The organism is Arthrobacter sp. M4, assembly GCF_020251205.1.
Classification (GTDB): Bacteria; Actinomycetota; Actinomycetes; order Actinomycetales; family Micrococcaceae; genus Arthrobacter.
Genome location: NZ_JAIWYX010000002.1, coordinates 405,525 through 428,261, shown reverse-complemented (window position 1 = coordinate 428,261; position 22,737 = coordinate 405,525). Strand labels below are relative to the sequence as shown.

The window sequence follows — 22,737 nt, the reverse complement described above, 5'->3', positions numbered from 1 at the left end:
CCCTGTCACGGAACCCTTGGCCCAGCCTATAGTTTTAGCGCCGTAGCTCATAGCACATTCCCGAACGCCGGGGTCCACCATCCCGTGTCCGTTCGGGCAAAGGTCCAGCTAATCCACGGGGGTGCTTGGCTGCGGCACGCCATGCCACGGGGCCCGGTGAACAGGACAAAGTCTTTTCGATGGGGGAATATATAGCTATGAAGGCACGCATTCTTGTGGTAGACGACGACGAAGCCCTGGCGGAAATGATCGGCATTGTCCTGCGCAATGACGGCTTCGAACCTGTCTTCTGCGCCGACGGCGGCCAAGCCCTGGATGTGTTCCGTTCAAGCAAGCCCGATTTGGTGCTGCTCGACCTGATGCTGCCCGGCTCGGACGGAATCGAAGTCTGCCGCAACATCCGGTCCGAATCCGATGTTCCCATCGTGATGCTGACTGCAAAGTCAGATACCTCCGACGTCGTCCGGGGCCTTGAATCCGGAGCTGACGACTACGTTCCCAAGCCCTTTAAACCCGCCGAACTGGTGGCTCGTGTGCGCGCCCGCCTGCGGCCCGGCGAGCAGAAGGCACCCGAAACGCTCAAGATCGCCGACGTGACCATTGATGTTGCCGGCCACATGGTCACACGTGGCAACGAGCGTATTTCACTGACACCACTGGAGTTCGACCTCCTGGTGGCTTTGGCACGGAAGCCGTGGCAGGTGTTCACCCGGGAGCTGCTGCTGGAGCAGGTGTGGGGATACCGCCATGCAGCGGACACTCGCCTTGTGAACGTGCATGTCCAGCGCCTGCGTTCAAAGATTGAACGTGACCCCGAGGCGCCCGAAGTAGTGCTGACGGTTCGTGGTGTCGGCTATAAAGCAGGTGCCTGAGCCCAGGCCCGGCGGTTCCGCTGTGCCCGGCGGTTCGGTTGGGCGGGGGACGGCTGAAGAAACCGAGCGGCCCACGACGGCGAACACCGCCCGCACATCAAGCGGCACCGAGCAGCCGGCCAAGCAGGAGACGGGACCCGGCGTCGGCAATTCCCACGCCGGCTTGGCTGAACAAGGGGAGCAGGCCGCAGGGCCCGACAGCCCTGCTGACACTTCTGGGCCGGAACGAGTGACGCTTACGTGGATTCGCACCCGTACCCGCATCTGGGCTCGGCGCGCCCTCATTCTGGCACTTCGCGTTTTTCGCCTTGTTGTCACCGGACTGCGCCACATCGGCCCCGGCTTCCGCTTGCTGTGGCGTGCAATCCTGAAGCGTTGGCGGAGATCGCTGGAATTCCGCACGGTCCTGACCACTTTGGTCTTGGCGATGGTGTCATTTATGGTGGTGGGCGCATACTTGTCCAACCAGATCGCCAACAACCTCTTCCAGGAGCGGTTGGCCCAGGCCGAGTCTGAGACCCGCTACAACGTCAAGCAGGTTCAGGACACTTTTGACGGCGCCCAAGTCACCGATCAATCCAGCGTCATCACTCTCGTTTATGACACCCTGAACGCAGTTGAGGGGCGAGGCTCGGTCATCCAGCGGCGGTACGTGTTCGAGGCCATGCCAGAGCAGACGAAGCCTCGCAATAGATGGGTGGAATCTCGGGCTTCGGACCAGCTCACCATCCGCGTAATCCCGCCCGAGCTGCGAAAGGCCGTCCAGCAGTCCGGCAAGGACCAGTATTGGGCGTCCATGGAGTTCCCCGTGGGCACAGAGGACCGGCCGGGCATTGCAGTGGGCAACAAGGTCACGTTCAACGGCACCGTCTATGAGCTGTACCTGATCTACGACCTCAACACCGCCCAGAAGACGCTCAACGAAATTCAGAATGTGCTGTGGGCGGGAGGCGCTGCCTTGGTCCTCATGATTGGCGGCGTTGCCTGGTACGTCACCCGAAACGTGGTCAGCCCCGTCAGCCATGCCGCCGTCGTCTCCGAGAAGCTTGCCGCAGGACAGCTCCAAGAGCGCATGGTGGTCAAGGGTGAGGACGAGATGGCCCGGCTTGGCGCCTCGTTCAACCACATGGCTGCCAGCCTGCAGGAGCAAATCACCCAGTTGGCCACACTGTCCCAGATGCAGCAGCGCTTTGTTTCAGACGTTTCCCACGAGCTGCGAACACCGCTCACTACCGTGCGGATGGCCGCCGAAGTCCTTTATGACGCGCGCGATGAGTTCGACCCTATAAACAAGAGATCCGCGGAGCTCCTGTACAACCAGGTGGAACGCTTCCAGTCCCTCCTGTCCGACCTGCTGGAAATCTCCAGGTTCGACGCCGGCGCGGCGATGCTCGACGCTGAACCACAGGACATCTTCCAAGTTGTGGCCGGTGTCGTGGAGGGTGCAGCGCCGGTGGCTGCACAGTACGGCTCCGAGGTTCGGCTGAACTCGCGCCAGAAGAGCATCGTCGTCGAGATGGACTCCCGCCGCATCGACCGCATCATCCGCAATCTGCTCCTGAACGCCTTGGAGCACGGTGAGGGAAAGCCCGTCCACATTTCGGTTGGGGCCAACCACGAAGCCGTTGCGGTCTGCGTCCGGGACTATGGAATCGGGATGACACAGGCTGAGGCCGCGCGCGTTTTTGACAGGTTCTGGCGTGCAGACCCGGCCCGCGCGCGTACTACCGGTGGCAGTGGCCTCGGTCTGTCGATTGCAGCTGAAGACACTAAACTCCATGGCGGCTGGTTGCAGGCCTGGGGTCGCAAGGGCTCGGGTTCGAACTTCCGGCTCACACTGCCCCTGCGACAGGGAGGAACAATCATCAAGTCGCCCCTGCAGCTCGAGCCTGCAGATATCGGCTTCTCCGCAACCACCAGTGAGCGCCGCTTGCTTGTGCTGGAGACCCCCGAGCGGCTGAAGCCTGCGAGCGAGTCATCACAGGATAGTCCGCTCGACGACGGCATGGCGGCCACGCAGGACAACAACTCTGATCCTGGAACGAAAGGGCCGACGGCCCCGGCAGAACGTGGCGCACAGCCGGCGCAGAGCAGAGAAGCTCGCGACGGTCAGTCGCCGTCGGACGGTGTCTCCGAGGGGGAGGCGCCATGAGGCGCCGCCGTCCCCGAGCCTTAACTGCGGGGCCTATCCGCTCCGCGGTGCGGACCGCCGTCGGACTCTTGGTAGTCCTCGCGGTGATACTGACCTCGTGTGCGCAAATTCCGCGGTCCGGGCCTGTCGGCAAGAGCAAGGACGAGAGTGCTGGGAATCCCAACGCCCCCGTATTCTTCCCCGCGGCACCTCGGGCAGGCGCCAGTCCGGAGGCCGTCATCGAGGACTTTTACTCGGCCGGCAGTGGCTACGAGGATGACTATGCAGTCGCCCGACAGTACCTGACCCAAGCCCTGTCGGTTACGTGGAAGCCCGACAAGCGGGCTTTGGTATTCCGGTCCGCGCGTGTGGTGAAGACTGACGTCGAAAACGTCTATATGTACGAATTGGACCTTGCATACACGGTGGACGCCGACGGCGTGGCGACGCAGCTGCCCGAAGGCACCAAGGAGAACGTCCCGGTAACGCTCAACCAAGTGGACGGACAATGGCGCATTTCCGCCGTTCCAGACGGTACGGCCATCCAGGAGGAGACTTTCAAGGTCATCTATGGCGCCTATCCCATCTACTTCTACGACCCCAGCTACACCTACGCAGTTCCGGATATCCGCTGGTTCATCAAGAAAAAGACCGTCAAGGCGATGACCAGCGCCCTGCTCAACGGTCCGGCTCCTTACCTGCGCGGCGCTGCAGTGAGTGCGTTCCCCTCCGGCATGAAGCTGGCGCGGGAATCGGTGCCGGTGGTGTCCGGGGCGGCACAGGTGGACCTCTCGGCAAAGGAACTGTCGGAAGCGTCCACTGAGGACCGGCAGCGCATGCAGAACCAACTGGCATTGACATTCAGGAGCCAGCCGGACGTTATCAATGTGGAACTCCGCGCCAACCAGGACCTGGTCCGCGTGGAGGACAACGGGACGGTGCTGCCGCCCGTACTGGACAAGACTGTTCCCCTGCGCCAGATCGCCATCAGCAACAACGACTTGGTCCGGTACGAGAACAACAGGGTGTCGCCGATACCCGACCTTCAGCCCGTTTCTGCAATCGGTCCGAAGTCACCTGCTGAATCCCCGGTGTCGCAGGCAGTTGCGTTCCTGAACGCTGACCACACAGCGATGTTCTCCATGGTTCCGGGTCAACCTGCGCGTCAGCTCACATCACGCAGCCGCTTGAGCCATCCGTCGTTCAGCCCGCAGGACTGGGTCTGGACGGCAGGGCCGGGCGCCACCGGAGCCACTGAAGTTGTCGCCTTCAAGCCCTCAGGTGTAGCCCCCGGGGCTCCCGTACCGACGGTCACACTCAGCCCTGCCTGGCTTTCCGGCCGCATCATCAAGGATTTCCGCATTTCTCGTGAAGGCGTGCGAGCCTTGGTGATTTCGGAAATGCACGGCAAGACCCAGGTGCAGGTCACCGGCATCATTCGAAATCCTGACGGAACACCACGGGAGCTAACCGCGCCGGTGACGCTTATGACTTCCAAGGCGCCGGACCAGGGCGTCTGGTTGAACGGAACAACGGTTGCGGTCATTCAGGGATCGGCCACGGGGACAGTGGTGCCGGAACTGCTCTCCCTTGCCTCCGGGCAACCGCAGCCACTCGCCCCCTGGACCGGGCTAACAGCCATCAGTGGGGGCAATGGAGCTGACGAAATTTACGGCCAATCGGACGCAGGCGTCTTCCTGCGGGTCGGTAACGGATGGGAACTTCAGCTCAAGGGGCTGACCGACCCGGCATTCCCGGGTTAGCCGTCCGACCCCCTCGATGGGGGTTCTTAGCGTCCGGACCCCTGTAGTTGTCCACATAGTGGCGCAGGGTGCTGGAGCGGTGCGCATTCCCCGCGAAAACTGAAGTCATGGACGCAACGGCGGCTGGGAACACATTGGAGGGCAAGACTTCGAAGCACCGTGGCTCCTACCCACGCACCTGGCAGCGTTGGATTGACGGCGTCCAGGGCGCTGCCGAAGACCTGCTTTCTTTGGTGTCGCCGGTGGAATGCGTCTGTTGTGAAGCTTTGGATACGCAATTATGTGCTTCCTGCGCGCGCCGAATCAGGCGCCAGTGCAGGACTCCCTTTCGTGCCGAGTTGCAGGCACCTGCCCTGATTGATGCTGACGGCACAGCCACGCTGGCGGTAGTGGCAGCGGGTGTTTATCGGGACGAACTCGCCCAGGCCCTGCTCGCGTTCAAACGTCATGGCCAGTGGCGCGTCGCGGACGTCCTGGCCCCAATGCTCGCGCATGCCCTCGACGCCGCCGTTGGCGGTCGCGGGGGCTTTGTCCTGGTACCCGTTCCCAGTAGTGGGGCGGCCTTCCGTCGACGCGGCTTCAGCCCTGTGGACCTGCTTCTTTGGCGCCTCCGTTGCCGGGGCCTTTTGTTGCGGGACCAGACGGTGCGGGCACTCCGACGGCGGGTGAGGGCACCCACGTTGAACGAGCTGCTGCAATCGATCACGTCCGGCGGGGCAATGGGGCAGAAAGGCCTGGGCAGGGGCGCCCGGGCACGCCGCGTCCGCGGCTCGATGTCCGTCAGCCGCTGGCCGTACTTACGTGAGCTGCGAGGCCAACGCTGCGTGATCGTCGACGACGTCCTTACCACCGGTGCCACGCTCGCCGAAGCCGCGCGCGCCATCCGAAAAGGCGGCGGAGAGGTCTGCGGTGCCGTGGTGCTTGCCGCAACGCGGCCACCCACTGCGACGATGGACGCTAAGGATCGCTAGGCATTGCACGTGACCGCCTCGCGAGCTTTGGGACCATCGATGACGCAGGCTCAGCTAGCTTCCAGCAAACTAACAGCGTGTCTTAGTGAAAGTTATTGTGACGAAAGGATGAATTTGCCGTGGCGATGAACTAACGTCGGTTATGGGTACCAAGATCAGTTGTACCTGTCGATAGCGGCTCGGAAAGGGGCTCGACTGTCAGCCAGATCGGCCCCAAAGAAGCGCCGTTGTCGTGTCACCTGAGTTGTTTGGAGGGCACCATGGAGTTCATGATCAGCGGCCGGAATCTGACGGTTTCAGACCGCTTTCGCGAATACGCGGGCGAGAAAATCTCAAAGATTGAATCGCTCGGGGATAAGGTCCAGAGGGTCGATGCCAAAGTTTCCAAGGAAACAAATTCGCGCCAAACACCTGACCAGCTCACCGTGGAAGTAACAGTCACGGGTCGAGGCCCCGTTATTCGCGCCGAAGCCAGTGCCGCTGACAAATTTGCTGCATTTGACCTTGCGTACAACAAGTTGCTGGAACGGCTCCGCAGGGCCAAGGACAGGAAGAAAGTCCACCACGGGCGGCACACACCCAAGGCCGTGCGCGAGGCAACTGCTTCCCTTGAGCCTGCCAGCACCAGCCAGCCCATCTACGTCGCGGCGAGCAATCACCAGGAACCTGCGCCGGAAACAGCCGAGCGCTCACCTTATGACATCGAAAACGACATTCCGGCGGGCGACTCGCCTGTACTGATCCGCCGCAAGGTATTTCCTGCCGCCTCGCTGAGCCTCGACGATGCCGTCGACAACATGGAATTGGTGGGCCACAACTTCTATCTCTTCGTGGACAAGGAGACGAATGCACCATCGGTCGTCTACCGTCGCCGGGGATGGACATACGGCGTGATCACTTTGGACACTGACTGCGAGCCTGGCGCGAGCGCCCCGCTGGAAGAGAAAATCCTGGCGTACCGCTCTGACGACAAAGCCGCCACAGCGTAGATTGGCCGAAGAAGAACAGTAAGGATTGATAAGAAAGGGATGACGTGGTCGAATCGCTGAGCCTCTCGGAGGCACGGCGGATCGCACTCGCAGCCCAAGGACTAGACAAAGGCCGGCCCACCGGACCCGTAACAGCACGGGCGGTGGGCCGGACCTTTGCACGTCTGCAGGTAGTCCAGATTGACTCCGTCAACGTGCTGGCACGCAGCCACTACCTTCCATTTTTTTCGCGGCTGGGCAATTACGACCGCAGCATTCTTCACACCATGGCAAGCCGTAATCCCCGGCGCATGATGGAGTACTGGGCACATGAAGCGAGCTTCATTCAGCCTTCCCTGTTTCCTGACCTGCTGCTATGGCAACGACGCGCATGGGTGGGAGCCCATTCGCTCGATCCGGTACTCCGCGAGGATATGGAGGAGCGAATCCTCGCAGTCCTTGCAAACGGGCGTCCGATGACCGCGGCCGAAGTGAAAGCCGAGCTCGGTCATGAAGAGGAACTCCTGCACGTCAACTGGGGCTGGAACTGGAATGCGGTTAAGCGCGTCTTGGAACACCTCTTTGAGCAAGGGCTCGTCTCGGCTGCGTCCAGAACTGCGCAGTTTGAACGCAAATACGCCCTAACCGCCTCAGTGCTTCCCAACCGCCTGGTCGGACCAGGCAGCTTCGACGCCGACGCCGCGATGGACCGGCTCATTGAGGCTGCCGCGCAAGCTCACGGTATTGGTTCAGTGCGCTGCTTCGCGGACTACTTTCGGACACCTGTCCGTGCCGCTGCCGAGTCGGTTCGCCGGTTGGAGGAGGCCGGAAAGCTGCAGCCGGTCAGGGTCGCGGGATGGAACAGGATCGTTTACCGTAATGTCGGGTCCAGGCTTCCGCGGGCTGCTGTTGGGCGCGCGTTGCTAAGCCCCTTTGATTCCTTGGTTTTCGAGCGTCGCCGCCTGGAGGAACTGTTCGGGTTCCATTACCGCATCGAAATCTATACCCCCGCTGCCAAGAGGCGCTTCGGCTACTACGTCCTGCCGTTCCTGCTTCGCGAAAACATCGTTGCACGCGTGGACCTCAAGGCGGACAGGGGAAGACGGTCGCTCCTGGTGCGCGCCGCTTACGGGGAGCCCAACGCTCCGGCGGACACCGCCGTCGAACTCGCCGGCGAACTGCGGTTGATGGCGGAGTGGCTGGAACTCGACGACGTAAAGGTCATGCCCGACGGCGATCTGGCGGCGGCACTGGCCGCCCAGCTCGGGACGTCGTGAATCGAGTCAGGCTTATCCGCTCTTGGGGAAACCGTCAACGTGGTATAGGTCTTCTCCCGTAGACTGAAACCGCCAGAATTTCGGCAGCATAGGACTGGGAGCAACTTCACGTGGCATCACTCATCGAAAAAATCCTCCGCACAGGTGACAAGAAGACCCTGAAACAACTGCGGAACTATGCCGACGCCATCAATGCCCTGGAAGACACCTTCAAGACCTTCAGCGATGCCGAGCTGCGCGAGGAAACCGACCGGCTCCGGACCCGTTACGAAGACGGGGAGCACCTGGATGACCTGTTGCCCGAGGCCTTCGCGAACGTGCGTGAAGCAGCATCGCGCACTCTGGGCATGCGGCACTTCGATGTTCAGATGATGGGTGGTGCTGCCCTGCATCTGGGGAACATCGCGGAGATGAAGACCGGTGAAGGTAAGACGCTGGTTGCCACCGCTCCCGCCTACCTGAACGCCCTGTCCGGAAAGGGTGTCCATGTCGTAACGGTGAACGACTACCTGGCCGAATATCAGTCGGACCTCATGGGCCGTGTCTACCGCTTCCTTGGACTCACCAGCGGTTGCATCCTTGCGAACCAGGACCCGTCCATCCGCCGCCAGCAGTATGCCGCCGACATTACCTACGGCACCAACAACGAATTCGGATTCGATTACCTGCGCGACAACATGGCCTGGGACAAGACCGAATTGGTGCAGCGCGGACATCACTTCGCGATTGTCGACGAAGTGGACTCGATCCTGATTGACGAGGCCAGGACGCCGCTCATTATTTCGGGTCCCGCACAGGGCGACGCAAACCGTTGGTACTCCGAATTCGCCAAGGTCGTGCTGCGCCTGAACGCGGAAAGCGACTACGAAGTCGACGAGAAGAAGCGGACAGTCGGAGTCTTGGAAGCCGGCATCGAAAAGGTAGAGGACTACCTGGGAATCCAGAACCTCTACGAATCCGCCAATACCCCTCTTATCGGCTTCCTGAACAATGCGATCAAGGCCAAGGAACTCTTCAAGCGGGACAAGGACTATGTAGTCCTGGACGGAGAGGTCCTGATCGTCGACGAACACACAGGACGTATCCTCGCAGGACGGCGCTACAACGAGGGGATGCACCAGGCCATCGAAGCCAAGGAAGGCGTCGAGATCAAGGCCGAAAACCAGACGCTGGCAACCATCACGCTGCAGAATTACTTCCGTATGTACGCCAAGCTCTCAGGCATGACCGGTACAGCTGAGACCGAGGCCGCCGAGTTCATGAGCACGTACAAGCTCGGTGTTGTGCCCATTCCCACAAACAAGGACATGCAGCGCATCGACCAGTCGGACCTTGTGTACAAAAACGAGATCGTCAAGTTTGACGCTGTGGTCAGGGACATCCAGGAGCGGCATGAGAAGGGACAGCCTGTCCTGGTCGGTACCACAAGTGTGGAGAAGAGCGAATACCTCTCCAAACTCCTCGCCAAGGAAGGTGTCCGGCACGAAGTCCTGAACGCCAAGAACCACGCACGGGAGGCCGCCATTGTTGCACAGGCCGGCCGCAAGGGCGCAGTGACCGTTGCTACCAATATGGCCGGCCGCGGCACCGACATCATGCTCGGCGGAAACGCCGAATTCACAGCCGTCGCGGAAATGGCCAAGCGCGGCCTTGACCCGGAGGAGAACTCGGAGCAGTACGAGGCCGAGTGGCCCGGTGTGCTGGAAGCTGCCAAGCAGGCCGTCAAAGAAGAACACGAAGAGGTCCTGGAACTGGGTGGCCTCTACGTTCTGGGAACAGAACGGCACGAATCCAGGCGAATCGACAACCAGTTGCGTGGTCGTTCCGGACGTCAGGGCGACCCGGGGGAGTCGCGGTTCTATCTCTCCCTCACTGACGACCTCATGCGCCTCTTCAACTCCGGAGCCGCTGAGCGTTTGATGAACAGCTCCGTTCCGGATGACGTCGCCCTCGAATCCAAACTCGTCTCCAGGGCGATTGCATCGGCACAGGGCCAGGTTGAAGGCCGGAACGCAGAGCAGAGGAAGAACGTCCTCAAGTACGACGACGTCCTCAACCGGCAGCGTGAAGCGATCTACGGCGACCGGCGTCGCATTCTGGAAGGGGACGACCTCCACGAAAAGGTCCAGTTCTTCCTTGAGGACACCCTGGTTGCAATGATCGATGCCGCAACGGCTGAGGGGACTGGGGACGACTGGGACTTCCACCAGCTTTGGTCCAATCTCAAGACTCTCTATCCTGTCAGCGTCACGTCCCAGGAAATCATTGATGAGGCGGGCGGCAAGTCCCGCGTCACAGTGGATTTCCTCAAGGAGGAGATCCTGTCTGACGCACGGCTTGCCTACCAGGCTAGGGAAGAAGCCATCGGTTCGGACAACATGCGCGAACTTGAGCGCCGCGTTGTCTTGTCCGTCATTGGACGTAAGTGGCAGGAACATCTTTATGAGATGGACTACCTGAAGGAGGGCATCGGCCTGCGGGCGATGGCCCAGCGCGACCCGCTGGTCGAGTACCAGCGTGAGGGCTTCACCATGTTCCAGGCAATGATGGAGGCCATCCGCGAGGAGAGCGTCGGATTCCTATTCAATCTGGAAGTGGAGGTCACGCCAGCAGAAGACGTGGTAGTTGATGCTGGCGCAGCCACTGAGCACACTGAACACCACGACGCCCAGATCCGGGCGGCCGGGCTCGCTGCTCCGGAAAAGCCGGCGCAGCTGCAGTACACGGCCCCGGACGAGGTTGGCGGAACCCAGACGCGCGTTGAAGCAAGGAGCTCAGGCCGCTCCGGCAATCCGGCCAAAGCCGCCGCCCAGGAGAACCCCCGCCGTGCTTCCCGGAAGCGGCGCCGCTAACAAAGGTTGTTTTCGGGGCGCGACGTTCGGCTCAGACTCCAGGAATCGTCGCTAAGCAGGAGCGGCGGGGATTGGCGGCCCTGACAATAAGGTCACGCGGATACGCTGCACGGACAAAGCATCAGAGAAGCTGCCCGGAGGGGATCCTCCGGGCAGCTTCTTTTCTCATCATCGCCCTGGAGCGCTGGGTGTTGGTCTCCCAAGTTGCCGCCGCTCTTCATCGGAAACCCGAAGGCGGACTCAGCCGATTTCGAGTTCCGTGATGCGCCACGCCTCATCTGTTCTCTCCAAGCGCATGGCGACAGCCCTGGCGCGAAGATCTTCGCTTACGACTATTGAGGCTTCGCAAATATCCACGGTGATTGCGCAGGCACGCACGGAGCGAACCTGCGGGTTGCGATGCAGCCTGGTCCCCGAGGCACGGTTGCGTGCTGCTTGTGCACGCGTCAACGCCGCCCGGTGGGTAAGTGCTGAGTAGCATCGTGGGCTGAGCCAGCGGGACAACTGTTGTGCTGGCCTTGTTCCGGCGAGAACTTCGACGGCGGCTTGGCTGATCTTGTGCGCCACGGCCCGGACTTCTCGTTCCACTGCTCCGAGGCTGGGTTGCGGGCTGGGGCGCTCATTCCATGATGACGCGGATGTGCCGCGTTCACCCGGTGCTGCTTCTGAATTGCCGACGCCGGCATTCCGTGGCCGCCGTACGAGTTTCAGGGACCGGCCTTCGCTGGCCCCGGAAAGCGCGACGGTCGTGCTGATGGTGGTGTTGGAAGTATCGACGACAGATGCTGAGCTCATAACGCTTTCTCCCCACGCTCAGTAGCTCAGTGAAGGCGCCAGCCGGGCGGGCGCGTGGAGCACTTGTCCGGGGCGAAGCAGATTTGGATCGTCACCGATGACACCACGGTTTGTGTCATGCCAGCGAGGCCATTCCCGCGCAATTTCAACGTCCGTTGCCAGAGGTCCAAGATCCTCGGCCGCGATGTTCCACAGCGTGTCCCCGGCTGTCACCACTACATCGCGCTGATCGGATTGCGATTGAAATGTGGCGGTGGTGGTCCTCGGAGCGTCCTGTCCGGGGAGCCCCGGCACCTGCGACTGCGGCGTGGGTTGCCATTGCGGATCAGGCGATTCTTCACCATTGGGTCTGTTGGTGGGCAATCGCAACGACTCGGAGCTCGCTGCGAGACTGTTGGGTTTTGAGGCAGACAGCTTCTGATCTGTGGCATTCCATTGCGGTGAAAGGCGTACCTGCTGTGCCTTGGTCGGTGACCAGGATGGTGTAGCCACATGTGACGGCCTGTCTTGCCGGCTGTGGTCCTCTAGGTCCTGGATTCCGATTTCCGGGTTTTGCCGGGACTGGATGCTGTGAGACGGCGCCGCGTTGGCGATAGGTGCTCCGACGAGGCTAAGGCCGAGTACTGCGATCGCCAGTCTCCGCATGAAGGCAGGGCTGAACTTCGCGACAGCGGCCGCCTTCCCGTCGAATCCCCGGTAGCTGAGGACGGCGGCCAAAAGGGCTGCAAAGAATGACAACACCCACCACATGACCACCGCCAGGCCAGCGGTTGTGGCCGTGACTCCCGCAAGCTCTTCAAAGGATGCCAGCGCCTCTCGCCCGTGCCATTGCTGTGCCATGGTGTGGCCCGAAAGCAGAAGGACTGCTCCCAGCAGGAGAATGGCGACGGCCATGCCTGCGTCTGAGCGTGTGTGATGAACCTCGTTTTCCATGGCAAATCCCCCAATGTGCCTTTGGTGCAATTTGATGTTATTTGATGCGACTTAGCCAAGTTTGGACGGAAACTTCGCATTTGTCCAGACGATGATGAAAGTGCCTGTGCGAATTGACCCGTCAAAACAGGCTTCCGTACGCTGGCGCACATGCGATGGGATGCACTCTTTGGGGACATGGAAGCCCAGTTGGCAGCCGGGCGGTATCTCGGCTTGGAGTCCGAAACCTCGGAGCGCACACGCGTGGACCAGGCGGGCGTTGATTTAGTCGATAGGCTGCGCGGAGCGCTTGGGACCAACCTGACTGTGGACCTTGGCTCCGGCGTGAAAGTGCGCGGCATCCTGGGTCACGCCGGGAGCGAATGGCTGGTCCTCAATGATGGTCCGCACCAGTGGCTCATCCCATACTGGTCCGTTGCGAGCTTGCAGGGATTGGGCCGGGTAGCTGTCGCTGAACGTTCTGAGGTCCGAAAGGCGCTTGGCTTGGCGAGTGCCATTCGAGGGCTGGCGCGGGACAGGCAGGAGTTGACCGTTCACCTCATGGGATCACAGCCGGGCATGCGTCACGGCGTCGTGGACCGAGTGGGGCGCGACTTCTTTGATTTGGCAATCACAGTTCCGGGCGAGTCGCGCAGGCGTCATGACGTTTCGGCAGTCGTCACGGTGCCGATACGGGCGGTTGAAGCTATTCGAGCCCACCGGTTCGGCGACTGACGCGCGCACTGTCAGCCTGGCGGTCGACCGAGGCGGGGTCGACCACCAGGGCGGAATGTTTGCCCGGCAGGAGGGTGCTGGCTAAGAAGATTTCGACTTCGACTCTTCGATCATGCGACTCGCTTCTGCGTATCGCTCTTGTATGTATTGCTCAAGCATGGCTTCTTCCACGCGCCATTGACCGCGTCCACCCACTTGGATGGCTTTGAGTTGGCCACTGCGAACCAGCGCGTAGGCCTGTGGTGAATTGATCTGGAGTTGCTCGGCCACGTCGGCCAGTGTCAAAAAGCGAGGCATGCCTACATTGTCGCATCAGGGCTGCTGGTTGTGTTGTTATCCACAGTTTGATGTCATTTGGTGCAGTTAGGTTTCTCTTGGTGCGCAATCTGGAAGAGACTTATTGCATGGCCGGCTGTCCGCCGGCGCGGGTGGCAGGGGGAGAAGCCAGCATGAACGTGACCACAGATACTCAGGCCATACGCTTGAAAAGACCGTCGTGGAAGGACCCACGCTTACTCATTGGCATTCTCTTGGTCTTGGTTTCCGTGGCTGGCGTGATAACTATTGTGGGGTCTGCGGATAGGACCACCGAAGTGTATGCGGCCAAGCAGGCCATCGAGGTCGGGCAGAAGGTTACGTCGGACAATCTCATGACTGTCAAAGTTCGCCTTGACGACGTCGAATCCAACTACGTAAAGGCGCATGACGGGCTCCCTGAGGGCAGAGTGGCCCTGCAAAGGATAGAACCCCAACACCTTGTGCCCAAACGTAGTCTCGCCACACCGGATTCCCTCGAACGAAAGCCCGTGGCGGTAACCCTGGACGATCCGCTGCCTACACAGGCCGTCGCCGGCTCGCGGGTGGACGTGTGGGTCTCCCCGCCCGATTCGAGGAACGGTTTCGCCGAACCGCAGAAGGTGCTTCCAGCCGTCGAAATTTCCAGCATCACGCCGGCATCCTCGGCGCTTGGGGCATCGAGATCCACCGTTGTTCTTGTGCTGGTCAACGAACAGCAATTGCCCAGGCTTCTCGGTGCCCTTGCCAACAAGGCCAAGGTAGCAGTGGTCTGGAATCCTTCAGGATCGGCGAAATGACCATTCCTGTCGTTACCGTAGGCCAATCCGGTGAGGATCTGGTCGGCGGCCTTGAGCGGCTCCATGGCGACATCATTGTGGTTCGGCGGTGCGAGGAGCTGGCTGAGCTTCTGGCTGCATGCCAGAGTGGACTGGCGAGGGCCGCCGTCATTGCCGGGGGCAGCGGAGAGCTGACGGCTACGCTCGTGGACAGGCTTGCCGCCGTCGGCGTCGCGGTGGTCGCCGTTGCCGGTCACCACGATGAAGCGCAGCGACTCCGGGCGATCGGTGCCTATGTCGCGGGCCCGGACGCGGACTCTGCGGAGTTGGCCCGGAATATTGCGGAGGCAGTGGAAGGCCTGACCGGCGTTGGGTTCAGCGCCGATGGAGTGCGCGCAAGCTCCCTGAGCGACCCAGCGGCCTCGCTGAATCCGACTGTTCCGCCCGTCCAGGAAACCCAGGAAGTCGAAGGTGACGCTAGGATCATCGCAGTCTGGGGACCGCTCGGCTCGCCGGGTAGGACACTCGTTGCCGTCAACATGGCAGCAGAACTCGCGGCCGACGGGCAGTCGGTATTGCTGGTTGATGCTGACAGCTATGGAGCCAGCGTGGCCGCGGTTCTCGGCATGCTCGACGAGTCCGCCGGGTTGGCGCAGGCGTGCCGGGCGGCAGACCAAGGCCAACTGGATCTCGACACCCTGCGCCGAATCGCGACACCCGTGTTCCTCAAATCCGGAACCCTGCGCGTCCTGTCCGGAATTACCCGCGCTGATCGGTGGACTGAGTTGCGCGCCCCGGCGCTCACCATGGTGCTGGAGAAAGCAAAGGCGATTGCCGACGTCGTCATCGTCGACACGGGCTTTTCGCTCGAAGCCGACGAGGAACTGAGCTTTGACACGCTCGCTCCGCGTCGAAATGCGGCAACACTTCGAGTCCTGGAGTTGGCGGATACCCTTTATGCGATCGGATCCGCCGACCCGATCGGAATCCCAAGGCTGGTTAGGGCGCTGGCCGAACTGGAGACCAGCGTGCCGCATGCGAGTCCCACAGTGATCCTCAACAAAGTCCGGGTGGGGACTGTTGGACGATCTCCGCAGGCCCAGCTCCGCGACGCCTGGGAGCGGTACGGTCCCGCTGTGGACATCGCGGGCTTCCTCCCCGCAGACCTGGACGCATGCGACGCCTCATTACTGACAGGCTCCGTTCTCAGTGAAGTTGCGCCAACCTCCCCGTTGCGTCATGCCATCGCCCAAATCGTCTGTGCGAACGTCCAGCAAAATCGCAAATCTCATGTACGCAGTGCCAGAGCAAGGCGCCGCCTTAAGCGCTAGGCTCGCCATAAGGGCTGCAAAGGGGCAGCAACGAGCATGTGATGGAGGCGTTAGTCGATGTCGTCTGGATCCAGTGTGGAGGATCAGCAAAAGTCGGAACTTGACCGTGAAGGATTTCTGGCGGACTATTACGAGCATCTCTCCGAGGAGGATTCCGGGGCCTACTCACCGGATGTTCTGCGCGCTCGGGCCACAGCGCACCGCGCCATCGGCGGAATCCGTCGCCAAGGTACGGCAAACGTTGACATCCTCGATGAAACCGACCGCAGCGTCATCTACATTGTCACTGATGACATGCCCTTCCTCGTTGATTCGGTCACAGCGGAGGTGGTACGCCAGAACGCGGCCATCCGTTTTGTGATGCACCCATTGTTCGTTGTGACACGGGACCGGACGTCGGGCGAATTGGCGGACATCACCCGCATTCCTGCAAATATTGGCACGTCCAGCGGTGACACCGCGGCCATTCCCAGCCTTAAGCACCTCATTACGCATGGTGACAAGGCGTCCCACATGGAGTCCTGGATCGCCGTCGAAATTGACCGCGTCCCGGAAAGCGCCAAGGGCGACCTGCTTGCGGGACTCAAGCGCGTCCTCGGCGACGTGCGGGCAGCAGTGGAAGACTGGCCCAAAATGCGCAGCAAGGCACTCGAAATCGCATCGTCGCTTGATGACGTGCCGCACGCTGCGGACGTCGCCGACCTCCGGCAGGCGCAGGACCTACTCCGCTGGTTGGACCGCGGTAACTTCACCTTCCTCGGATTCCGTGAGTATGACCTCATCAACGACCACGGCGAAGACGTTCTGGAACTGCAGGAAGACAGTGGACTCGGCCTCCTCAGGGCGAACATCGAGACCCGGCATATTCAGCACCTGACGGAAGCCGGACGTCGGAAGGCCCGCGAGAAGCGTGCCCTTGTCATCACTAAGGCCAACTCCAGGTCCACGGTGCACCGGCCCGCATACCTTGACTACATCGGGGTCAAGCGATTCGATGCCGCTGGCAACGTCAATGGGGAACGACGTTTTATCGGCCTCTTTGCCACGAGCGCATATACCGGTTCGGTCAAGTCCATTCCGATTGTGCGCGAAAAGGTTGACGCCGTAATGCGGGAGGCGGGCTTCCCGCCGGACTCACACTCCGGTAAGGACTTGCTTGGCATCCTGGAGACTTACCCCCGCGATGAACTCTTCCAGATCGAAGTCCCGGACCTCGCGGACACCGCGACGGGCATTCTCCGATTGCAGGAACGCCGCCGAACCAAACTGTTCCTAAGGCCGGACATCTACGGCAGGTTCATGTCCGCTGTTGTGTATCTGCCCCGTGACCGCTACACCACCAACGTTCGGCTTCGCATCGAACAGGAGCTGCGCGACACCTTCAAGGCAGAGAATATCGACTACGAGGCCCGCATTACTGAGTCGGCACTCGCCAGGGTGTTTTTCAGGATCCGGCTCCCCAAGAATGCGGAACTTGGCGACGTCGACGCTGCCGCACTGGAACAGCGACTGGTCCGCGCGAGCCGCTCCTGGGGCGAAGGCGTCACCCAGGTGATCCGCGACAACATGCCTTTGGCGGACGTGGAACGCTTGTCGGCCCAGTGGGCGGAAGCATTTCCTGCCGGTTACAGGGTCGACTATGAAGTTGAGGACGCCCTAGAGGACATCAGGCGCTTTGAAGAGTACGGTTCCCGTGCAGTGCCGGGCACTCCTGACTATCGAAGCCTCCGCCCGGGTGTCCATGTCTATCTTCCGGAAGGCGCAGGACAAACCCTGGAAGAGGATGCCCGCGTCAAGCTGTACCTGCTGGAACCCAAGAGCCTGAGCCAGATCCTGCCCTATTTCCACAACCTTGGGCTTGAGGTGCTGGACGAGCGGCCATTCGAAATCGAGACGTCAGATGGTCGGGATTTCTTCCTGTACGACCTCGGGCTGAAGTTTCCGCCCACCGTTAATCCGATTGCCACCGGCAACCTGCTGGGTGACTTCTTTGGTGCTGCCGTCACAGGGGCCGTGGAGTCTGATGCTTTCGACCGGCTTGTCCTTCGAGAAGGAATGCACTGGCGGCAAGTGGTTGTCCTGCGGGCCTACGCCAAGTACATGCGGCAGACCGGCAACACCAACTCCTTCGGGTTTATGGCAGACACACTCCTGGCGAACGCAGACGTGACGCGGGCCTTGAATGAGCTTTTCGCCGCACGTTTTGACCCGTCCGTCGACGCCTCCCAGCGTCGGGAACGCCAAGCTGCCGCCAAGGCACGACTGGACGCCGCCATCGATCAGGTTGCCACGCTCGACGCCGACCGGATTCTGCGTGCATTCAGGAACCTGATCGAGTCGACCCTTCGCACCAACTTCTACCAGTCAAAGAGCTACGTCAGTTTCAAGCTTGACCCATCCTCGATCGACGGCCTGCCCTTCCCTCGGCCGAAGTTCGAAATCTGGGTCTACTCGCCACGGGTCGAGGGCGTCCACTTGCGCTTTGGCAAGGTAGCCCGAGGAGGGCTGCGCTGGTCCGACCGTCGCGAGGACTTCCGAACCGAAATCCTTGGCCTCGTCAAGGCTCAGACGGTCAAGAATGCCGTGATTGTCCCAACCGGGGCAAAGGGCGGCTTCTTCCCGAAGCAACTGCCTGACCCGGCGGCTGACCGTTCGGCCTGGATGGCCGAAGGTGTCGAAAGCTATAAGACATTTATCCGAGGTCTGCTCGACCTCACCGACAATTTGGTCACCACACCGGCCGGTGAAAGGATCGTTCCGCCTGTTGACGTTGTAAGGCACGACGACGACGATTCTTACCTTGTGGTGGCGGCCGACAAGGGGACGGCAACGTTCTCGGACATCGCCAACGGACTGGCCGCCGAATACGGCTTCTGGCTCGGCGACGCCTTCGCCTCCGGTGGTTCGGTTGGCTATGACCACAAGGCAATGGGCATCACGGCCCGCGGTGCTTGGGAATCAGTCAAACGGCACTTCAGCGAACTGGACCTGGACACCCAGTCCGAGGAATTCACAGTAGTTGGCGTCGGAGACATGTCCGGTGACGTCTTCGGGAACGGAATGCTGCTTTCAAAGCACATCCGGCTGATTGCAGCGTTTGACCACAGGCACATCTTCCTCGATCCCACCCCGGATGCAGCAGTCTCGTTTGCCGAAAGGCAGCGGCTGTTCGAACTGCCTCGTTCGTCGTGGGACGACTACGACAAATCGTTGATCAGTGAAGGCGGCGGCGTCTTCCCGCGACAGGTGAAGTCGATTCCGATCTCCGCCCAGGTTCGCGCGGCCCTCGGCTTGTCCGAAGGAACAATCCAATTGAGCCCGCCCGAACTGCTCCGGGCGATTCTGTTGGCTCCCGCAGACCTGCTGTACAACGGCGGCATCGGTACATATGTAAAAGCCAGCACGGAAAGCAACGCGGAGGTTGGCGACAAGGCAAACGACGCGATCCGCGTGGATGGACGTGATCTCCGAGTCAAGGTTGTTGGCGAGGGCGGGAACCTCGGCTTCACCCAGCGGGGCCGCATAGAAGCAGCCCTGCAGGGCGTCATCCTCAACACCGACGCGATCGACAACTCAGCTGGTGTGGATTGCTCCGACCATGAGGTCAACATCAAGATCTTCGTCGACCGAATGGTGGCGGCAGGCAAGCTTGACGCGGCCGAGCGGACGTCCTTCCTGTCATCGATGACGGATGAAGTGGGTCGACTGGTCCTGGAGGACAACATCGACCAGAACATCCTGCTGCTTAATGACCGGACCCGGGTGGCGGAGTGGAGCCCTAGTTATGAGCGGCTCATGGACTGGCTGGAGTCTTCGGCGGACCTCAAGCGCGACCTTGAGGCGCTTCCGTCAACGGAAACACTCCACGAACGCTTGCAACAAGGACAGGGCCTGACTTCTCCCGAGCTGTCTGTCTTGGCCGCTTACGCCAAGATCGAGTTGGCCGGGGCATTGCGGGACAGTGATCTTGCCGACGATCCCTGGTTCCAGCGCACCATCCGACAGTACTTCCCGCAGCAGTTGCGCGAACGTTTTGATGCCGAACTGGACACCCATCCGCTCCGCAGGGAGATTATTGCGACGGTCGTGGCCAACGACATGATCAACATAGGCGGAATCACCTTCGCCTTCCGGACCATGGAGGAGACATCCGCCAACGAGGCTGCCGTGGCCAGGGCGTTCGTGGCCCTGCGGGAGATCTACGAGCTCGATGACATGGTGGCTGAGCTAAACGCCCTCCCGGCGTCGTTCCCGACCGAACACTGGAGCGCTGTGCACCTGGATATCAGGCGCCTGCTGGACCGTGCGGTTCGATGGCTCCTGGGCGAGGGCAACGCATCCCGCCCAATTGCCGAGATTGTTGCCGAGTTCAAGCCGGTCATGGACTCGATGCGCGCACGGCTGCTCGATCACCTTCACGGCGACGACAAGGTGCGGGTGTCAGCGTGGCTGGACGAAGCTCTCGGCTGGGGCCTTCCCGACAGATTGGCTCACCGTTGGGCAGAGTTGTTCGAAAGCTTTGTGCTTCTGGAGATCGCCAAGATCGCCCAAGGCAGCAAGCAGCCTGTGGAGAGCATTGCCGGCGTCTACTACACCGTGTTCAACCGCTTCCACGTGGACTCGCTGCTGGAGCGCATCAGCGCACTGCCGCGGGCAGACCGCTGGCAGGCCTTGGCCCGGGCAGCGCTCCGCGATGACCTGTACTCCACGGTGTCCGACATGACGGTTTCCGTACTGGGATCTACTTCGGAGACAGCGTCCTCGGAGGACCGCCTTGCAGAGTGGGAAACCCAGAACGCCGAACAACTGAGCCGCGCCAAGACGATGTTTGACGAGGTCAACGCCTTGGGTGCGGACGATATGGCCTCACTGTCGGTAGCATTGAGGCTCTTGAGGTCAATCGTTCGACGGTAGCGGATCGATCCGGTACGTCGCCTATGGAGGTGCAGTGGCAATCTTTACGGACCCTATCAGGGAGCATGCTGATTTTGGGCCGGGGGATGCTGAATGGCTGCACCTCCTAGTGGGCGACTGGCAGATGGTGGCCGACCTTGCTTTCGCGGACCTTGCCCTGTGGTTCCCTCACCCCGAACTCGGGTATGTGGCGCTCGCACACGTGCGTCCGTCCACCACCCACACCGTATTTCATGCGGACTTCGTGGGTGAGGGGATCCGGTCCGACCTGCAGCCCCTGGTTGAGAGGGCCTGGACCAGCCGGTCCATCGAGCGCTCCAGTGAAACGAACTGGAGCAGTGAGATGGCGCTCCGTGTCGAGGCCGTTCCGATGGTCCGAAACGGTCGGACCCTCGCCGTGGTCACCTCGCACATGGACCTGTCCAGCTCCAGGATGCCATCTCGTCTGGAACTAACGTACAGGCAGTGCGCCTATGATCTTTTGCGCATGGGAACCCTCGGGCTGTGGCCCGACTTCGCCTCCCCAACCGGATCGCGCAGGGGCGCACCCCGCGTAGGCGACGGATTGATCAGACTCGATGCAGAAGGCATTGTGCAGTACGCCAGCCCCAACGGCGTATCTGCATTCAGGCGCCTAGGAGACGTCGAGTCACTCGAAGGACGCTCCCTTGCGGAAGTAACGGCTGGACTCCTCAAGGACCGCCGGATGGTCGACGAGACCCTGCCGCTTGTGGTAACCGGACGCATGCCGTGGCGGAGCGAGATTGAGTCCCGAGGCGTCAGCCTCTCATTGCGCGCAATCCCGTTGCGTGATGAACAGGAGCGATTCGGTGCCCTGGTGCTTTGCAGGGATGTTTCTGAACTGCGCAGACGCGAGATGGAACTTGTCACCAAAGATGCAACCATCCGCGAGATCCACCATCGTGTGAAGAACAATCTTCAGACAGTTGCGGCCCTACTTCGGATGCAGTCCCGACGGATGGTCAGCGAAGAGGCGAAGCAAGGTCTTGAGCAGGCGATGCGCCGCGTGGCAACCATTGCGTTGGTCCACGAGACTCTCTCCCAGGGCCTGACCCAAAGCGTCGACTTTGACGAGCTCATAGGTCGTCAATTCCGTCTCTCGGCCGAAGTTGCCTCCCCGTCGCAGCAGGTCCGCACCGAGCGGTCGGGGCAATTCGGCGAACTCCCGAGCGATTTTGCCACACCCTTGGCTTTGGTAATCAACGAGTTGGTAACCAACGCCGTGGAACATGGCCTTGAAGGCCGGACGGGGACGGTCTGGCTAATGGCTGACCGCAGCCCTGCTGACAATAGTGACGAGCGGCTGACCGTCACGGTGGCCGACGACGGAATTGGACTACCAGAGTCCCCGTACTCGGAGGGGCTGGGACTGCAGATTGTGCGGACACTTGTGACTAGCGAATTGGGCGGCTCGATTCAATGGATGCCTCGCGATGGTGGTGGCACCATGGTCAAGATCGTCCTCAATCTCGTGCACGGCTAACCGGAAGATTGGGCGGCCGCCCAACTTGGAAGACAAAATAGTGACCGCGGACCAACTGGTCCGCGGTCACTATTTTTTACAAACCGATTTGCTTCAGTGGCTGCCCTGTTTGTCGGCTGCGTTTGCCTATTGTCCGCCTAGGAGGCCCGGCGGGCGCGGGCGGCGCGTCGCTTCAGCGCGCGTCGCTCGTCTTCACTCATCCCGCCCCAGACGCCAGCGTCCTGTCCGGATTCAAGGGCCCATTGCAGGCACGTGTCGATAACGGGGCAGCGGCGGCAGACGCTTTTTGCCTCCTCGATCTGGAGGAGCGCCGGGCCAGTATTTCCGACGGGGAAGAACAACTCCGGGTCTTTGTCGAGGCAGGCCGCGCGACTACGCCAATCCATGCTTATCAGTCACTCCATTCGTGAGAGCTAGGGGAGCATTGTGAAAAAATTCACGAGACGCTCCAAAGGAAAGGGGCCCCTTGGGCCCCCTTGGTCATCTGCATCAAGCGTGTCATGTTAACGCCATGTAAACAAGGGGTACCAGCGTTCAAAGTGCCCTGAAAGCATGAGCGATGCGTCACATCGACCGCACTAGCCCTCAACGTCTGTTGACTATGTCCGGTAGTGTGCCAGTGTGTCAAGACCCCCGCGC

The 22,737-nt window shown here is 61.2% G+C and carries 16 protein-coding genes; 12 read left to right on the top strand and 4 right to left on the bottom strand.

Going from position 1 to position 22,737, the window contains the following annotated elements:
• Nucleotides 1–197 precede the first annotated feature (197 nt).
• From mtrA to secA, 7 genes are all read left to right on the top strand, one after another.
• Nucleotides 198–872, top strand: a complete 675-nt coding sequence (gene mtrA, locus LD110_RS05575) for an MtrAB system response regulator MtrA (protein ID WP_225496972.1) — start codon at nucleotides 198–200, stop codon at nucleotides 870–872.
• A gap of 229 nt (nucleotides 873–1,101) precedes the next feature.
• Nucleotides 1,102–3,024 (top strand): MtrAB system histidine kinase MtrB, encoded by a 1,923-nt coding sequence (gene mtrB, locus LD110_RS05570; RefSeq protein ID WP_225497336.1) that lies wholly within the window; start codon nucleotides 1,102–1,104, stop codon nucleotides 3,022–3,024.
• The gene (locus LD110_RS05565) at nucleotides 3,021–4,766 is read left to right on the top strand and encodes an LpqB family beta-propeller domain-containing protein (RefSeq protein ID WP_225496969.1); all 1,746 of its coding nucleotides are present in this window, start codon (nucleotides 3,021–3,023) and stop codon (nucleotides 4,764–4,766) included. The genes mtrB and LD110_RS05565 overlap by 4 nt, the downstream gene beginning before the upstream one ends.
• A 338-nt stretch (nucleotides 4,767–5,104) precedes the next feature.
• Nucleotides 5,105–5,737 carry a ComF family protein gene (locus tag LD110_RS05560; protein ID WP_225496967.1) on the top strand — a complete coding sequence of 211 codons (633 nt, stop codon included), beginning with the start codon at nucleotides 5,105–5,107 and terminating at the stop codon, nucleotides 5,735–5,737.
• A gap of 260 nt (nucleotides 5,738–5,997) precedes the next feature.
• The gene (gene hpf, locus LD110_RS05555) at nucleotides 5,998–6,726 is read left to right on the top strand and encodes a ribosome hibernation-promoting factor, HPF/YfiA family (RefSeq protein ID WP_225496965.1); all 729 of its coding nucleotides are present in this window, start codon (nucleotides 5,998–6,000) and stop codon (nucleotides 6,724–6,726) included.
• Nucleotides 6,727–6,770: 44 nt separating this feature from the next.
• On the top strand, nucleotides 6,771–7,982 hold the full coding sequence (locus LD110_RS05550) for a winged helix-turn-helix domain-containing protein (RefSeq protein WP_225496963.1): 1,212 nt from the start codon (nucleotides 6,771–6,773) through the stop codon (nucleotides 7,980–7,982).
• A 110-nt stretch (nucleotides 7,983–8,092) separates the two neighbouring features.
• On the top strand, nucleotides 8,093–10,834 hold the full coding sequence (gene secA / locus LD110_RS05545) for a preprotein translocase subunit SecA (protein WP_225496961.1): 2,742 nt from the start codon (nucleotides 8,093–8,095) through the stop codon (nucleotides 10,832–10,834).
• 240 nt (nucleotides 10,835–11,074) lie between these two features.
• Here the strand turns inward: secA and LD110_RS05540 are convergent, their stop codons facing one another.
• Nucleotides 11,075–11,629: an Rv3235 family protein gene (locus LD110_RS05540; protein WP_225496959.1), complete on the bottom strand. Its 555-nt coding sequence runs from the start codon at nucleotides 11,627–11,629 to the stop codon at nucleotides 11,075–11,077.
• Between the two features lie 18 nt (nucleotides 11,630–11,647).
• Nucleotides 11,648–12,562: a LysM peptidoglycan-binding domain-containing protein gene (locus tag LD110_RS05535; protein ID WP_225496957.1), complete on the bottom strand. Its 915-nt coding sequence runs from the start codon at nucleotides 12,560–12,562 to the stop codon at nucleotides 11,648–11,650.
• A 150-nt stretch (nucleotides 12,563–12,712) separates the two neighbouring features.
• Between LD110_RS05535 and LD110_RS05530 the strand changes: the two genes are divergently transcribed.
• Nucleotides 12,713–13,276, top strand: coding sequence for a hypothetical protein (locus tag LD110_RS05530; RefSeq protein WP_225496955.1), 564 nt, complete (start codon nucleotides 12,713–12,715; stop codon nucleotides 13,274–13,276).
• 81 nt (nucleotides 13,277–13,357) lie between these two features.
• On the opposite strand, the gene LD110_RS05525 is transcribed toward LD110_RS05530, so the two are convergent.
• The gene (locus LD110_RS05525) at nucleotides 13,358–13,573 is read right to left on the bottom strand and encodes a helix-turn-helix domain-containing protein (protein WP_225496953.1); all 216 of its coding nucleotides are present in this window, start codon (nucleotides 13,571–13,573) and stop codon (nucleotides 13,358–13,360) included.
• Between the two features lie 152 nt (nucleotides 13,574–13,725).
• Between LD110_RS05525 and LD110_RS05520 the strand changes: the two genes are divergently transcribed.
• From LD110_RS05520 to LD110_RS05505, 4 genes are read left to right on the top strand one after another with little or no spacing between them, the layout of a single operon-like run.
• Nucleotides 13,726–14,370 (top strand): SAF domain-containing protein, encoded by a 645-nt coding sequence (locus LD110_RS05520; protein ID WP_225496951.1) that lies wholly within the window; start codon nucleotides 13,726–13,728, stop codon nucleotides 14,368–14,370.
• Nucleotides 14,367–15,680 (top strand): P-loop NTPase, encoded by a 1,314-nt coding sequence (locus tag LD110_RS05515; RefSeq protein ID WP_225496949.1) that lies wholly within the window; start codon nucleotides 14,367–14,369, stop codon nucleotides 15,678–15,680. Before LD110_RS05520 ends, LD110_RS05515 begins: the two co-directional genes overlap by 4 nt.
• Before the next feature lie 57 nt (nucleotides 15,681–15,737).
• On the top strand, nucleotides 15,738–20,594 hold the full coding sequence (locus LD110_RS05510) for an NAD-glutamate dehydrogenase (protein ID WP_225496947.1): 4,857 nt from the start codon (nucleotides 15,738–15,740) through the stop codon (nucleotides 20,592–20,594).
• A 34-nt stretch (nucleotides 20,595–20,628) separates the two neighbouring features.
• Nucleotides 20,629–22,098 carry a sensor histidine kinase gene (locus LD110_RS05505; RefSeq protein ID WP_225496945.1) on the top strand — a complete coding sequence of 490 codons (1,470 nt, stop codon included), beginning with the start codon at nucleotides 20,629–20,631 and terminating at the stop codon, nucleotides 22,096–22,098.
• A gap of 137 nt (nucleotides 22,099–22,235) precedes the next feature.
• Here LD110_RS05505 and LD110_RS05500 read toward each other — a convergent pair whose 3' ends face one another.
• Entirely contained in the window at nucleotides 22,236–22,484 is a 249-nt protein-coding gene (locus LD110_RS05500) for a WhiB family transcriptional regulator (protein ID WP_026818945.1), read from the bottom strand.
• Nucleotides 22,485–22,737: the final 253 nt, after the last annotated feature.